This is a genomic window from Pseudomonas violetae, assembly GCF_023072615.1.
Taxonomy (GTDB): Bacteria; Pseudomonadota; Gammaproteobacteria; order Pseudomonadales; family Pseudomonadaceae; genus Aquipseudomonas; species Aquipseudomonas violetae.
This window is the reverse complement of the sequence record NZ_JAKNRW010000049.1, coordinates 1-14,742: the sequence shown is the minus strand read 5'-3', so window position 1 is coordinate 14,742 and position 14,742 is coordinate 1. Positions and strand designations below refer to the sequence as shown.

Here is a 14,742-nt window from a genome sequence, read left to right as displayed (position 1 = left end):
AATTGATGTGCCCTCGCGAGCGGCGAGAGACAGCTAAAGGGCGGGATTATAGCGTAAACAGGGCGGGAATGACCCAGCGCTTATTAGCCCGTGACGATGCCCCCCGGAAAGCTTGCGCACCGTGATCATCTAAGGCTGGTTCCAGTAAATGCCGATACTGCCCTCGGTCACCTGCCGGTAAATCGTGTAGGGCAAGGAAACAGTGTCGAGGACGCCTGACAGAGGAAGATCGAGCAGCAGGAACGGCACCAGAAAGCCGCTGGGGTCTGGAGGCGCGTTCAACACGCAAAAGTCGTAGGCCAGGCCGCTGTAGACACGCGGAATGGACTGGCAGTTGGTTTTCTGTTTCCTGAGGTTACGAGTCGCGTCCGCATCGCCCTGCAAGACCGTCATCGCGGTGCCGCAGCCGGATAATGCAAATGAAAATGCCACGATTGCAACAGCCCTTTTCATGATCAAAACCTGCCCTCCGAGAACGTCAGGCAAGTTAGCATCAAGGCCGTTCACGTCACAGTTCACGGCCTCCGTAGATTATGTAGGACATTTCACAAAAATCTGTCCGGCGGATCGCGCAGCTCTCTCTTTGGGATCGAGTGCTCGCGAAAGCGATTCAAGCCGCGCCGGAAATGTCCTTGGGCAAACGCTGGTCGATTACCTTGTACAGCGCACTGTCCTGCGGCCAATTGCGCATGAATCGCGCCCGATCCCGCGCATAGGCCGGGGCGAAACTGCCCGGCGAGCCGTGCTGGCACATGGAGTCCAGGTCGATCAACGCCCAACGGTCCTGATGCCAGAACAGGTTGTGGCCCTTGAAGTCGCCATGACTGATCCGCTCGCCGATCAACTCGGCAAACAGATGATCCAGTGCCACTAGTTCAGCCTCGGGTGCATCCCCACTGCCAACGTAGGGGGCAAAACGCTCAATGATATCGGGGCCTGGCAGGTACTCGGTAACCAGATACGCGCGACTGCGCAGCCAGAAAAAACGCTTTTCCAGCAATGCCAGCGGCTTTGGCGTGGCAATGCCAAGGAAGGCCAGGCGATTACCTTCGCGCCACGAATGCCAGGCGCGGCTTGGGCGCCAGAAGCGTTTCAACCAATGGGCAAATCCCTTGATATTGTATCGCTTGATGACCAGCGTCCGACCACTTACCTCGACTTTTCCTACACTCGCCGCACCACCGGTCTTGTACAGATGGCCTTGATCAAGCAAGGCATCCGCCTGCGCCAACACTGGGAGCATTGCCACCTCTTCCTCGCGCCGTATGGCCCGCAAGGCAAACGCCCCGCGCTGGACGCTGAACAGCGTGCACTCGCGCCCAGCCTTGATCAGGAAGTCCTTGAGACGCCAGGTGCGAACCTTGTTGATCTGCTTCTGCAACGCCTCCATGGGCAGCGCATGCTCGCCATTGCTCAAAAGGTAATACACCAGGAGTTCTTCGGTGAAAGGCTCCAGGGATTTGGGCAACTGGGCGAAAAAAACCCCGAGATTTTCCAGGACTTTCTGCCGCGACAGTGGCTGCCCCGGCGTTTCGGCGCAAATTCCCGCGCCATCAATCAGATACAGCCGGCCACGCTGGCGCAGCAGGTTGTCCAGATGCAGGTCTTCCTGCCACAAGCCTTTGCGGTGCAGTTGGCCAATAGCCCCCAGCGCATCAGCCAGCACCGCAGACTGTTCGTCTGCCAGCATTGGCAACGCCTCGACCTGCTTCCAAGCATCGCCAAGGCTCTGGGCCCCCTCGAGAAAATCGAACAGCAGCCAACCGCCCTCGCCTTCCTTCAAACCATCGGCCAGCAGCAACGGGGTGGTCAAGCCTTGATCGGCAAGCAAGCGCACGCCATCGAGTTCGCGCTGGAAGTGGCGCGACGCTTTACCGCCCACCAGCAACTTGGCCAGCACCGGACGACCACGCCACACGCCAGCACCGACATAACGCTGCCCTGGCAGCACGCGCAACAAGCTCAGCAACTGCAAATCGGCAGGCCCGGCGGCATCGACCAGGGAAATGTTCAATGGCAGAGCCGGGTGACGCCCTGCATTCTTCAGTTCGGACAAACGCATCAGCGCGCCTCCTTGTAGCCGCGCCGCGCACCCAGTCGCAGCAGCCACCTGTCGATCAGCGAACTGGCCACCGGCTGATCCAGGTAAACCGCCAGCCACTCGCGCACCTGGGGATCGCTCCACTGCGGTGCGCGACGCAGCAGAGGCTCGAGGTCCTTGACCCTGTCGCGCAGCCCCAGCAGCAATGGCCGGGTTTTTTCCAAGTCGATCAGTTGGGCTTGATAGCCACTGGCGGTGGCCTGCAGGAAAATGTGTTTGGGATAAAAACAGCCGTGAACCTGGCGCGCAGCGTGCAGGCGCCGAGCCAGTTGACCACAGGCCTGGATGATTGCCGAATGCTCCGGCTCGCTGAGTTGCGACCAACGCTGCAGCAGCGATTCGAGGTCATCCCAACCATCCAGCGCACGAGTCAGCAGAATCGCCCGGACTTCGCCGTCGACCTTGCGCTCACCAAAGAACGCCGCTTTCAACGCTGGAATGCCCAGGTTTTCATAGCGGCTGATATTGCGAAACTCCCGGGCGAAACTCGGCTCGCCAAAAGGTGCGTGCAACGTACGCGTCAGGTAATTGCTCTGACGCTTGAGGTAGTAGCCATGGCCTTCCAGATCCAGGCGAAATACGCTGCTCCAACCACCGCGCGCTGTGTTCGGCTCGTCCACCGCTTCCAGTTGCTTGGCCCACAATGCTTCGAAGTTGCCGAGACCATGGCGCTCAAGTAGAACGCGATCCTCAGCGGCGAGAAAATCAGTCATTCGCGACCCTCGAAAAATCTGACAACGTGTCGAATGCGCTTCTTGTCCGCCTCATTCAAGCGATCACATTGGCGGTACTGCAAATAAAACCGCAGGCGCTGGGTGGCCGACAGTTGGTACTTGGCGACCTTGTCCAGACACGCCAGATCTTTGGTGATTCGATACTTGAGCCAGAAGCCACGCCAGAAGTCGCCGTTCGGGCAATCGATCAGGAACAGCCGGGCCTGATCGTCAATCAACAGGTTTCGCCACTTCAGATCGTTATGGGTGAACCGATGGTCGTGCATGGTCCGGGTATAACCAGCCAACTGTCGGCTGACAGTATCGACCCAGGCACGGTCATGGAGTTTCGGATCATGCCGCTCGGCCAGTGCCGACAAGTCTTCGGTGCGCGGCAGTTCCCGAGTGATCATCGCACCTCGATCATAGGCCGCGCCCCGCCGCTCCAGGCCCCACGCCACCACCTCGGCAGTGGGGATACCCCATTTGGCGAAGCGCTTTAGGTTTTGCCATTCAGCCTTGACCCGTGGTTTGCCCAAATAGCGACGCAGGCCTTTTCCAGCGCCAACGTAACGCTTGACGTAGTAATTAACGCCGTTGCGTTCGACGCGGATGACTTCGGACAGCGGATCGCTGGTAAGGCGCTCGCCCTGAAGAACAAACACCGCATCAAGACTACCGAAGTCTTCTGCCAGCTCGCTGTACGCAGGCTCCAGGTTCCAACCCGACATCAGAGCGCATCTCCGTACCGCTGTTTACGATCGTAGAGTTTGTTCGCCTTGCCTTCGAGCCACGCGAGCAAAGCCGCTTCCTGGCCCAGGACCTGGCGTAGCGGCTGCTGGAAGTAACCTTTGATGAACCGCAACTTGTCACGGGGGGTCAGGCCGATGTCCAGGGCAGAAAAGTACAGCGCGGCCAGGTCCTTGTTGCGCCAGCGTTGAGTGATTGCCGGCCGGGTCTGGGCTCGGTGCAGATCGATCACCGAGAGCTTGAAATCGTCAGCCGTCACCGGTTTGTCGGTGTGCAGCAGGAAATGGCAGATATAGCAGTCGCGGTGGTTGACGCCGGCGCGGTGCATCATACCGGTCATGCGCGCCACTTCGGCGATCAGCGCATGCTTGAGTTTGGGTTCCGGCGGGCACTTGACCCAATCGATACTGAAGTCTTCGAGACTGACGGTCGGCGCCAGTTCTTCGGTGACAATGAACGAATGCTGGTCGGCCGGGTTGCTGCCTTTTTCCCCATAAGCGACCGCCGTCATGCTTGGCACGCCCACTTCCTTGAGGCGCTGGATGGCCTTCCACTCCTGGCCGGCGCCGAGCACCGGCAGCTTCGCGGTGAGCAGGTTCTTGAAAATTTCGCCCCAGCCAATGCCACGGTGGATTTTCACGAAAAACCCGCGACCGTCCACTTCAGTGCGCAAGGTGCGGCGTGCCTCAAGCTCGCGATAAACCTCGCCCTCGAGGTGCTCGACTTCGGTAAACGGGTCGCGTCCAGCCCAAAGGCTTTTGAACGGTTCAGCCAACATTAATTTCATTTTGCCAGCTCCGCCAGAATCACATCGGCCGCGTGTTGCGGCATGCTGTAGAGGTCGGCCGTGTCGGCGAAGGCCAGACCGTTGCGACTCCAGGCCGCACGTGCCTGAGCATCGTTCAGCATGTCGGCCAGGTATTGGGTGAGCTGCGCCTGATCGAAAGGTTCGTCCAGTACCCGTCCGGCGTCCGCCTCGGCGATGTAATGGGCGTAGCCGCAGACCGCGCTCACCAGCACCGGCAGGCCAGCGACCACAGCTTCAAGCAACACCGTCCCGGTGTTTTCGTTGTAGGCCGGGTGGATCAACAAGTCTGCCCCCAGCAGGAAACGCGGAATATCGCTGCGCCCCTTGAGGAACGTCACATTGTCGCCGAGCCCCAATGTCGCGCTCTGCACCTGGAATAGTTTGGGGTCGTCCTGGCCAATGACAAACAGCCGGGTACGCTTTTTCAGATCGGCAGGTAATGCTGCCAGCGCCTTGAGGCTGCGATCGACGCCTTTGGTCTTGAACCCGGAGCCGATTTGCACCAACAGCAGCGCATCGTCCTGCAAGTTGAACTCACGACGAAACTCAGCCCGAATCTCGGCGGCGTTTGCGGGGGCGCGCCGATCCTGGGAAATGCCCGGAGGCAGCAGATGGAAGCGCTCCAAAGGGGTTCCGTAATGTTTGATGAACAGCGGTTGCTGGACTTCGGAAATCATCAGGACTTCGGTCTTGGCGTCCTTGGCGAATACGGCGCGCTCGTACTCGGCGAAGTGCCGGTAGCGCCCCCAGCGACGGTATAGCGAGTTACGCAGGTTCTGCGCCTTGTCTTCAAAGCAACCGTCGGCGGCGTAGTAGACATCCAGGCCCGGCATCTTGTTGAAGCCGATCACACGATCCACCGGTCGCTTGGCGAGGTCCGCTTCCATCCATTCGCTGAGTTTTTCGTTGCGACGATGATTGAAGAACGCCTTGACCGGCGCTACCAGCACTTCGAAACCCGGTGGAATGTCGCCTTCCCAGATCAGCGTATAGACGCGGATCTGGTGGCCGCGCTGCTGGCATTCCAGGGCGATGCGCATGAAGTCGCGCTGCAGCCCCCCGAATGGAAAATACTTGTACAAGACAAATGCCAATTGCATCAGCGCAGCTCCTCAGCCAGTAACAACGTGCTCAGTCGGGTCGCGACACGCTCGGGATTCAAACGCGTGAAGCACAGCGGCCACTCGCGTTTCAGGTCAAACCGGCTGGCATCTTCGGCCGTCGGTTGATAAGTGCATTTCTTTTGCAGGCAGGGTGCACAGGGGAAGTCGCTGGCGATGTGAATCTGCGACTTGCCGTAGGCGCCGGTCAGGCCAGGGTTGGTGGGGCCGAACAGCGACAATGTCGGAACGTCCAGGGCTGCTGCAAGATGGCCAAGACCGGTATCCACCGCCACACAGGCCTGCGCCCCAGCCAGAATCTTGCCAACGCCCGCCAGGTTCAGCTTGGGCAAGACTTCAACGTGCCGCATGTCCTTGGCAATGCGCTCGGCCCGCGCCTTCTCGGCCGGGTTGCCCCACGCCAGCTTCACTCCCACCCCCAGATAGCCAACGCGCTCGGCCAACTCTCGCCAATAGGCTTCGGGCCAGTGCTTGGTGTCCCAGGTAGTGCCGTGCAGGAACAATACGTAGGGATTCTTGCGCGGCAGTTCGACCAGGCGCTCGACGTTCAGGCCGTAGTCACCCAGGCCCTTGGGCAAGTCGTAGCCCAAAGCGATGGCGAATAACTGGCGCACTCGCTCCACGGCATGCTGACCACGGGCAACCGCCAGGCGTCGATCATAGAAACGTGCGGCGATCGGCTCACGCGCCGAACCTTTATCAAGGCCCGCTACCGGAGCCTTGACACAGCGAGTCAGCAAGGCGCTTTTCAACAGGCCCTGAGCATCGATCACCAGATCATACTTTGTCGTGCGAATGCTTTGCTTGAAGCGCTTCCACTCGCCGCTTTTGATGGTCTGCCAGATGCTTTTGCGCCAGCGACGAATCGCCACCGGAATCACCTTGCCCACCGCCGGATGCCAAGTCGGGATCTCCGCGAAGCCCTCTTCAACCACCCAGTCGAATTGAATGCCGGGAATCGCCCGGGCCGCGTCCGTCAGCGCCGGCAACGCATGGATCACGTCACCTAGCGAAGAAGTCTTGATCAACAGGACCCGCAAATTAATTGACCTCGACCACAGTGCCCTGCAACCGCTGCAAGGCTTCGTTCACCGCTTGCGGCATGAGTTGGCGCAGACAGTTGTAATGACCGAAACGGCACGTACGGTCGAAGCAGGGACTGCATTCGATGCCCAGGCGGACGATTTCGACATGTTCGGCCAAAGGTGGGGTAAACCCTGGCGAAGTGGAGCCGTAAACGGCCACCAGCGGTCGGTTAAGTGCCGCTGCCACGTGCATCAGGCCGGAATCGTTGGACACCACCGAGTCGGCACAGGACAGCAAATCGATGGCCTCGGCCAGGGACGTTCCACCGCTGAGGTTCACCGATTCTTCGCGCAAGCCCGGAATCAGCCGGGCGCGGATGTCTTCGCCAACGGAGTGATCGTTTTTCGAACCGAACAGCCAGACCTGCCAACCCTCGCGAATCTTGGCTTCGGCAACCTTGGCGTAATGCTCGGACGGCCAGCGCTTGGATTCGCCGAACTCGGCACCCGGGCACAGCGCCAACACCGGGCGATCCAGAGTCAGGCCGAACTTGGCCAACGCCGCTTCCCGGGTGACCGAATCGATCTGCAGGGTCGGTCGTGGATAGGGTTTGGGCAGCTCGAAGCCAGGTTCAAAGGCCAGGGCCATGAACCGTTCGATCATCAGCGGATAACGTTCCTTATCCAGCGTGCGTACGTCATTGAGCAAGCCGTAGCGAAATTCGCCACGCCAGCCGGTGCGTTTCGCGATGCCGGCAAAGAACGGCACCAGTGCCGACTTCAACGAATTGGGTAGCAGGATCGCCTGGTCATACTCGCCAGCCAGGGATTTGCCTATACGCCGCCGCGTGGCCAATTCCAAGGCTCCGTGTCCGAGCGGAAAGCTCAAGGCCTGGCGGACTTCGGGCATGCGCTCCAGGATCGGCCGGCTCCACTCGGGGGCCAGGACGTCGATTTCGCAATGCGGGTGGCGTTGCTTGAGACACTGAAAGAGTGTCTGCGCCATCACCATGTCACCGACCCAACTGGGCCCAACGATCAGAATTTTCATGTGGTTTCCAAAAACGAACCGGGGAGGCCTACGCCTCCCCGCCTCGTGAATCCCGCACCCGCAGCCTCGGCTGGCAGGTCATTTGGACGAGCAGAATGGGGCTCGTCGAATCACTTTATGCAAATCCATGTCAATTTGTGCACATTGTTGGCAATTTACATAAATCCTCGTGGCGAGGGAGCTTGCTGGCTCGCCACAAAAGCCCGCCATTCAGCTTAGTCCCAGCTCACGCCAGATCCGCAATACCTGCCGTCGTTCGTCCACGAACTGATCGCCGGGTATCACCCCTGCATCCTTCTGCAAAGCCTGCCGGTGGGCGGCGGAGCGGTAGGCTTTGTAGGCCTCGCGCAACAGGCTGGCATCTGCGGCGGGCATCAAGCCTTCCTCTTCCAGCCCTTCCAGAATACGTATGTTGTCGGTCCAGCGTAGCAATGACGGATGCGTTTGCGACCACGCCAGGGCCGCGTATTGCACCATAAATTCAATATCGACGATACCTCCGGCATCCTGCTTGAGATCGAATGGCGCCGTGGCCTCAAAGGCATTTGCCGCCGTACCGGCCGCCGTACTCTTGCTGCCAAGATTATCGCGCATTTTCGCACGCATCTCGCTGACCTCCTGGCGCAAGGTTGGCAAGTCCCTGGCCTTGCCCAACACAGTGGCGCGCACTTTCTCAAATGCCTGGCCAACGTCCTGACTACCCACCAACACCCGCGCCCGCACCAATGCCTGGTGTTCCCAGGTCCAGGCTTCGCTTTCCTGGTAACGGGAAAACGCGCCAAGCGAACTCACCAGCAACCCCGATGCACCGGACGGTCGCAGGCGCATATCCACTTCATAGAGCTGGCCGGAGTTGGTCTGGGTCGTCAGCAAGTGAATGATGCGCTGCCCCAGCCGGGTGAAGAATTGCGCGCCATCGATGGATTTCGCCCCGTCGGTTTCCGCCTGCGGGTCGCCGTCGTGGATAAACACCAGGTCCAGGTCCGAACCATGCCCGAGTTCCAGCCCGCCGACTTTGCCATAACCGACAATGACAAAACCGGGATCGCACAAAGTGCCGTCGGTGCGCAGCGGAGTGCCGTATTTGGCCACCGTCTGACGCCAAGCCAGGGCCAGCACTTGCTCCAGGATGGCCTCGGCCAGCCAGGTCAGGTAGTCGCTGACTTTCATCAGCGGTAGGCTGCCGGCAATTTCCGAAGCAGCCACTCGCAACCGGTGAGCCAGCTTGAAATGCCGCAGGGCTTCCATCTGCTGCTCAAGGTCGTCCTCGGGAATCCGCGTCAGGCGCTCCCGCAATTCGGCTGCCAGCTCTGGCGCCAGGGGCGGCTTGAACAAGCGACCTTCGTTGAGCAGTTCGTCGAGCAGCAGCGGGAACCGAGTGATCTGCTCGGCAATCCACGGGCTAGCGGCGCACAAGGTCAACAGGCGACGCAGCGCCCCAGGATTTTCGGTCAGCAGCACCAAATAGGCCGACCGACGGGCGACGGCCTCCACCAAGGGCAGCACCCGCTCCAGGACCAGGTCCGGATTGGCATGCTCCACCGCCTGGGCCAGCAACCGCGGAATAAAGGCATCAAGCCGCTCACGACCGAGACGTTGCATGGCACGCAGCTGAGGGCTGCCGCGCAAACTGGCCAGAGCCTTCAGGGCCTTGGTCGCATCAGCAAAACCGCCCTCCTCCAGCTGCCGGCAGGCCGCCTCCTCATCCTGAGCGTCCTCCCACAGCGGCAACCATTCGCCGCCGACCACTACTTCGCTTTCTGCGCCCTCTTCTTCGTCCGGGTCTGCAATCACCTGGCCGAAGTGCCAGGCCACCCGATCGCGCCAGTACATCAACCGCTCATGGAAGGCCGGCCAGTCGGCAAAACCCAGCATAAAAGCAATACGCGCCTGATCCTGGGCGCTATCGGGCAGCATCTGGGTCTGGCGGTCGGCAATCGCCTGGATTGCATGTTCGGTGTAACGCAGGAATTCATAACCCTCGCGCAGCTCGCTGACCACGACTGGCGGCAGGTAACCCTGCCCTTCAAGAGTGCTCAATACTTTTAGCAGGGGACGTTGCTGCAGGCTCAAGTCCCGGCCGCCGTGAATCAGCTGGAAAGCCTGGGCGATGAACTCCACTTCACGGATACCACCGGAGCCAAGCTTTATATTATCGGCCATGCCCTTGCGCCGCACTTCCTGCTGGATCAGCTGCTTCATGGTGCGCAGCGCTTCGATCGCGGAAAAGTCCAGGTAGCGCCGGTAGACGAACGGGCGCAGCATCTCCTGCAGTTGCTCACCGGCCACCTGATCGCCGGCCACCACCCGCGACTTGATCATGGCGTAGCGCTCCCAGTCGCGGCCCTGATCCTGGTAATACTGCTCCAGCGCATTGAAGCTCAGCACCAATGCACCCGCCGAACCGTAGGGCCGCAGGCGCATGTCGACGCGAAACACGAAACCGTCGACCGTCATAGGATCCAGCGCCTTGATCAGGCGTTGACCCAGACGAATGAAGAACTCCTGATTATCCAGCGAGCGCTTGACGCCCACGGTTTCGCCGCCCTCGGGATAGGCGAAGATCAGGTCGATGTCCGAAGAAAGGTTCAGCTCCACCGCACCGAGCTTACCCATGCCGAGGATGACCATCTGCTGCGGCTCGCCACTGCGCCGGCCCGTAGGCACGCCGAACTGCTGGCAATGGCGTGCGTAAAGCCATTGATAAGCCTGGTCGATACTGGCGTCGGCCATGTCCGAAAGATCGCGGCAGCTCTGCACCAGATCGGCCTGGCGAGTCAGGTCGCGCCAGATGATTCGCACCTGATGTCGAGTTCGCTGGCGGCGCAAGGCTCGCCCGAGTTCGTCTTCGGTCTCAGCCTGGCTCACCGCTGAGGCAATCTGCGCACACAACTCCCCCGGAGCAAAATTACGATCCAGTTCACCGGACTGCACCAGCTCCAGCAACATCGACGGGTCGCGCACAGACTGTTCAATCACAAAGTCGCTGGCGGCGATCACCCGGGCAAATTGCGCCCATCGCTCCGACGGCCAAGCCGACAGACCCTGATCTCCCTCCAGCGTCTCAACGGCAGCGCGGAACGACTGCTCGCCGCGGGTGACCAATGGCAGGAGAATGGCGGGCAGTTCGGCAAGCGAAGGGAGGCTCATGGTCTATCCTTGATCGGCGTGGAATGGGCTGCTTGTAGTGATTTTCGAAAAGCCACTACCTGATCGACTGTCGAACAAAGGTTAGAAATAGCTAAAATTGTTTCAATGTTGGCAGTAATCATCAAGCCTTCACCTTTCTCGGTTGGCAAAAGACCAACCTTAACGATTATTCTCACAACGCAGCCGGAGGCCACAGGCCGCTCATCTGTAGTTTTACTACTCGTATATACATTCGAATAGCTGAAATGCCCGATGATTTGTAGTAAAACTACACGCCGCCGGAACCTACCACTCGGCAATCCAAGAATTTATATCGTCTGCCCACAAGGCCAGTCGCAAACTCAGGCAACCGATTCTGGAAGCCTTTCCGCCCTGGAGCAAGCCATGCAAGACCTCGATCCCGTCGAAACCCAGGAATGGCTGGACGCCCTGGAATCGGTTCTCGACAAAGAAGGCGAAGACCGTGCCCACTATCTGATGACCCGTATGGGCGAACTCGCAACCCGAAGCGGTTCGCAGTTGCCTTACGCCATCACCACGCCATACCGCAACACCATTCCCGTTACCCACGAAGCACGCATGCCTGGCGACCTGTTCATGGAACGCCGCATTCGCTCGTTGGTACGCTGGAACGCGATGGCCATGGTAATGCGTACGAACCTGAAAGATTCGGACCTGGGCGGTCACATCTCCAGCTTCGCTTCCAGTGCGACCCTGTATGACATCGGCTTCAACTACTTCTTCCAGGCCCCGACCGACGAACACGGCGGCGACCTGATCTACTTCCAGGGCCACACCTCGCCAGGCGTTTACGCCCGTGCGTTCATGGAAGGCCGCATTACCGAAGACCAGATGAACAACTTCCGCCAGGAAGTGGATGGTCAGGGCCTGTCGTCCTATCCGCACCCTTGGCTGATGCCTGATTTCTGGCAGTTCCCGACTGTATCCATGGGCCTGGGCCCGATCCAGGCGATCTACCAGGCACGCTTCATGAAGTACCTGGAAGCCCGTGGCTTCATCCCTGAAGGCAAGCAGAAAGTCTGGTGCTTCCTGGGCGATGGCGAATGCGACGAGCCGGAGTCCCTGGGCGCGATCTCCCTGGCTGGCCGCGAGAAGCTGGACAACCTGATCTTTGTCATCAACTGCAACCTGCAGCGCCTCGACGGCCCGGTTCGCGGCAACGGCAAGATCATCCAGGAACTCGAAGGCGTGTTCCGCGGTGCACAGTGGAACGTGACCAAAGTCATCTGGGGCCGTTTCTGGGACCCACTGCTGGCCAAGGACGTCGACGGCATCCTGCAACGTCGCATGGACGAAGTCATCGACGGCGAGTACCAGAACTACAAGGCCAAAGACGGCGCGTTCGTCCGTGAGCACTTCTTCAACACGCCAGAACTCAAGGCGATGGTTGCCGATCTGTCCGACGACGAGATCTGGAAGCTCAACCGTGGCGGCCACGACCCGTACAAGGTCTACGCGGCGTACCACGAAGCGGTCAACCACAAAGAACAACCCACCGTCATCTTGGCCAAGACCATCAAGGGTTATGGCACCGGCGCTGGCGAAGCGAAAAACACCGCGCACAACACCAAGAAGGTTGATGTTGAAAGCCTGAAGCTGTTCCGCGATCGCTTCGACATCCCAGTCAAAGACGAAGAGCTGGAAAACCTGCCGTTCTTCAAGCCAGAGCCAAACAGCGCCGAAGCCCGTTACCTGAGCGAGCGTCGTACTGCACTGGGCGGTTTCGTGCCACAGCGCCGCGCCAAGTCCTTCGACATTCCTACACCGCCACTGGATACCCTCAAGGCTATCCTGGACGGCTCGGGCGACCGTGAAATCTCCACTACCATGGCCTTCGTGCGGATCCTCGCGCAGTTGGTCAAGGACAAGGAAATCGGTTCGCGTATCGTCCCGATCATTCCGGACGAAGCCCGTACCTTTGGTATGGAAGGCATGTTCCGTCAGTTGGGCATCTACTCCTCCGTCGGCCAGCTCTACGAGCCAGTCGATAAAGACCAGGTGATGTTCTACAAGGAAGACAAGAAGGGCCAGATCCTCGAAGAAGGCATCAACGAAGCAGGCGCCATGAGCTCCTTCATCGCTGCCGGTACTTCGTACTCCAGCCACAACCAGCCAATGCTGCCGTTCTACATCTTCTACTCGATGTTCGGCTTCCAGCGTATCGGCGACCTGGCCTGGGCGGCAGGCGACAGCCGTACTCGTGGCTTCCTGATCGGCGGCACCGCCGGCCGGACCACGCTGAACGGCGAAGGCCTGCAACACGAAGACGGTCACAGCCACATCCTGGCTGCCACCATCCCGAACTGCCGCACCTTTGATCCAACCTACGGCTACGAGCTGGCGGTGATCATCCAGGACGGCATGAAGAAGATGACCGAAGAGCAGCAGGACGTTTTCTACTACATCACCGTGATGAACGAGTCCTACCAGCAACCCGCCATGCCGGCCGGTGTCGAGGAAGGCATCATCAAGGGCATGTACCTGCTCGAAGAAGACACCCGCGAAGCGGCGCACCACGTTCAACTGATGGGCTCCGGCACCATCCTGCGCGAAGTCCGTGAAGCAGCGAAAATATTGCGTGAAGAGTTCAACATCGGCGCCGACGTCTGGAGCGTTACCAGCTTCAACGAATTGCGTCGCGATGGCCTGGCCGTCGAGCGCAGCAACCGCCTGCACCCGGGCCAGAAGCCTCAACTGAGCTATGTCGAAGAGTGCCTGAGCGGTCGTAAAGGCCCGGTCATTGCCTCTACCGACTACATGAAACTGTTCGCTGAGCAAATTCGCCAGTGGGTCCCGTCCAAGGAATTCAAAGTCCTGGGCACCGATGGTTTCGGCCGCAGTGACAGCCGCAAGAAGCTGCGTCACTTCTTCGAAGTCGATCGTCAATTCGTGGTGTTGGCAGCCCTGGAAGCATTGGCTGACCGTGGTGATATCGAACCTAAAGTGGTGGCTGAAGCCATCGCCAAGTTCGGCATCAACCCGGAAAAACGCAACCCACTGGACTGCTGAGGAGACACTCTGTGAGCGAACTCATTCGCGTACCTGACATCGGCAGCGGTGAAGGTGAAGTAATCGAACTATTTGTGAAGGTCGGCGACCGTATCGAAGCCGAACAGAGCATCCTGACGCTTGAGTCGGACAAGGCAAGCATGGAAGTTCCTGCTCCCAAGGCCGGCATCGTCAAAAGCCTCAAGGTGAAGCTGGGCGACCGCCTGAAAGAAGGCGACGAACTGCTGGAGCTGGAAGTTGAAGGTGAGGCTGCGGCCGCTCCTGCGGCTGCCGCTGCGCCGGCTGCCAAGGCTGAAGAGAAAACGGCGGCAGCGCCTGCTGCTGCCGCTCCAGCCGCAGCGCCTGCTGCTGCCTCTGTACAGCAAGTGCACGTGCCGGACATCGGTTCGTCAGGCAAGGCCCAGATCATCGAGATCCAGGTCAAGGTCGGCGATACCGTCGAGGCGGATCAGTCCCTGATCACCCTGGAGTCCGACAAGGCGAGCATGGAAATCCCTTCGCCTGCCGCTGGCGTTGTCAAGAGCATCAGCGTCAAGCTCAATGACGAAGTTGGCACGGGTGACCTGATCCTGGATCTGGAAGTGGCAGGTGCTGCGGCTCCTGCCGCCGCCCCGGCCCAGGCTGCTGCACCTGCAGCCGCAGCTCCGGCTCCGGCCGCTGCAGCCCCGGCCGCACCGGTTGCCGACAGCGTCCAGGACATTCATGTCCCGGACATCGGTTCGTCAGGCAAAGCCAAGATCATCGAAGTACTGGTCAAGGCTGGCGACACCGTCACCGCCGACCAGTCGCTGATCACCCTGGAATCCGACAAGGCAAGCATGGAAATCCCATCGCCTGCAGCCGGCGTGGTGGAAAGCATTTCCGTCAAGCTGGATGACGAAGTCGGTACCGGCGACCTGATCCTCAAGCTCAAGGTCAAAGGCGCTGCGCCTGCTGCTGCCCCGACTGCCGCCACTGCTGCCACTCCAGCACCTGCTGCGGCCAAGGCCGAAG

At 59.9% G+C, this 14,742-nt stretch carries 11 protein-coding genes; 2 read left to right on the top strand and 9 right to left on the bottom strand.

Features of this window, described 5'->3' with window-relative positions:
• Positions 1–129: 129 nt before the first annotated feature.
• From L9059_RS28390 to glnE, 9 genes are all read right to left on the bottom strand, one after another.
• Positions 130–459, bottom strand: coding sequence for a YceK/YidQ family lipoprotein (locus L9059_RS28390; RefSeq protein WP_247294304.1), 330 nt, complete (start codon positions 457–459; stop codon positions 130–132).
• A 151-nt stretch (positions 460–610) separates the two neighbouring features.
• Positions 611–2,062 (bottom strand): lipopolysaccharide kinase InaA family protein, encoded by a 1,452-nt coding sequence (locus tag L9059_RS28385; RefSeq protein ID WP_247294288.1) that lies wholly within the window; start codon positions 2,060–2,062, stop codon positions 611–613.
• Positions 2,062–2,814: a lipopolysaccharide kinase InaA family protein gene (locus L9059_RS28380; protein ID WP_247294286.1), complete on the bottom strand. Its 753-nt coding sequence runs from the start codon at positions 2,812–2,814 to the stop codon at positions 2,062–2,064. The genes L9059_RS28385 and L9059_RS28380 overlap by 1 nt, the downstream gene beginning before the upstream one ends.
• Entirely contained in the window at positions 2,811–3,545 is a 735-nt protein-coding gene (locus L9059_RS28375; RefSeq protein ID WP_247294285.1) for a lipopolysaccharide kinase InaA family protein, read from the bottom strand. The genes L9059_RS28380 and L9059_RS28375 overlap by 4 nt, the downstream gene beginning before the upstream one ends.
• Positions 3,545–4,351 (bottom strand): lipopolysaccharide core heptose(I) kinase RfaP, encoded by an 807-nt coding sequence (rfaP, locus tag L9059_RS28370; RefSeq protein WP_247294284.1) that lies wholly within the window; start codon positions 4,349–4,351, stop codon positions 3,545–3,547. The genes L9059_RS28375 and rfaP overlap by 1 nt, the downstream gene beginning before the upstream one ends.
• Positions 4,348–5,472 (bottom strand): glycosyltransferase family 4 protein, encoded by a 1,125-nt coding sequence (locus tag L9059_RS28365; RefSeq protein WP_247294283.1) that lies wholly within the window; start codon positions 5,470–5,472, stop codon positions 4,348–4,350. Before L9059_RS28365 ends, rfaP begins: the two co-directional genes overlap by 4 nt.
• Positions 5,472–6,533, bottom strand: coding sequence for a lipopolysaccharide heptosyltransferase I (gene waaC / locus L9059_RS28360; RefSeq protein ID WP_247294282.1), 1,062 nt, complete (start codon positions 6,531–6,533; stop codon positions 5,472–5,474). Before waaC ends, L9059_RS28365 begins: the two co-directional genes overlap by 1 nt.
• A 1-nt stretch (position 6,534) precedes the next feature.
• Positions 6,535–7,569, bottom strand: coding sequence for a lipopolysaccharide heptosyltransferase II (gene waaF, locus L9059_RS28355; protein ID WP_247294281.1), 1,035 nt, complete (start codon positions 7,567–7,569; stop codon positions 6,535–6,537).
• 210 nt (positions 7,570–7,779) lie between these two features.
• Positions 7,780–10,719: a bifunctional [glutamate--ammonia ligase]-adenylyl-L-tyrosine phosphorylase/[glutamate--ammonia-ligase] adenylyltransferase gene (gene glnE / locus L9059_RS28350; RefSeq protein WP_247294280.1), complete on the bottom strand. Its 2,940-nt coding sequence runs from the start codon at positions 10,717–10,719 to the stop codon at positions 7,780–7,782.
• Between the two features lie 384 nt (positions 10,720–11,103).
• Between glnE and aceE the strand changes: the two genes are divergently transcribed.
• Both aceE and L9059_RS28340 read left to right on the top strand, forming a co-directional pair.
• Positions 11,104–13,749: a pyruvate dehydrogenase (acetyl-transferring), homodimeric type gene (gene aceE / locus L9059_RS28345; protein ID WP_247294278.1), complete on the top strand. Its 2,646-nt coding sequence runs from the start codon at positions 11,104–11,106 to the stop codon at positions 13,747–13,749.
• A gap of 11 nt (positions 13,750–13,760) precedes the next feature.
• Positions 13,761–14,742: biotin/lipoyl-containing protein (locus tag L9059_RS28340; RefSeq protein ID WP_345894383.1), on the top strand; the 982-nt coding region annotated here is incomplete at its 3' end.

What these genes read in the sequence shown, in the direction of transcription:
- L9059_RS28385 (WP_247294288.1), bottom strand. Translation starts at nt 2,062, where the DNA reads ATGCGTTTGTCCGAACTGAAGAATGCAGGGCGTCACCCGGCTCTGCCA.
- L9059_RS28380 (WP_247294286.1), bottom strand. Translation starts at nt 2,814, where the DNA reads ATGACTGATTTTCTCGCCGCTGAGGATCGCGTTCTACTTGAGCGCCAT.
- L9059_RS28375 (WP_247294285.1), bottom strand. Translation starts at nt 3,545, where the DNA reads ATGTCGGGTTGGAACCTGGAGCCTGCGTACAGCGAGCTGGCAGAAGAC.
- rfaP (WP_247294284.1), bottom strand. Translation starts at nt 4,351, where the DNA reads ATGAAATTAATGTTGGCTGAACCGTTCAAAAGCCTTTGGGCTGGACGC.
- L9059_RS28365 (WP_247294283.1), bottom strand. Translation starts at nt 5,472, where the DNA reads ATGCAATTGGCATTTGTCTTGTACAAGTATTTTCCATTCGGGGGGCTG.
- waaF (WP_247294281.1), bottom strand. Translation starts at nt 7,569, where the DNA reads ATGAAAATTCTGATCGTTGGGCCCAGTTGGGTCGGTGACATGGTGATG.
- glnE (WP_247294280.1), bottom strand. Translation starts at nt 10,719, where the DNA reads ATGAGCCTCCCTTCGCTTGCCGAACTGCCCGCCATTCTCCTGCCATTG.
- aceE (WP_247294278.1), top strand. Translation starts at nt 11,104, where the DNA reads ATGCAAGACCTCGATCCCGTCGAAACCCAGGAATGGCTGGACGCCCTG.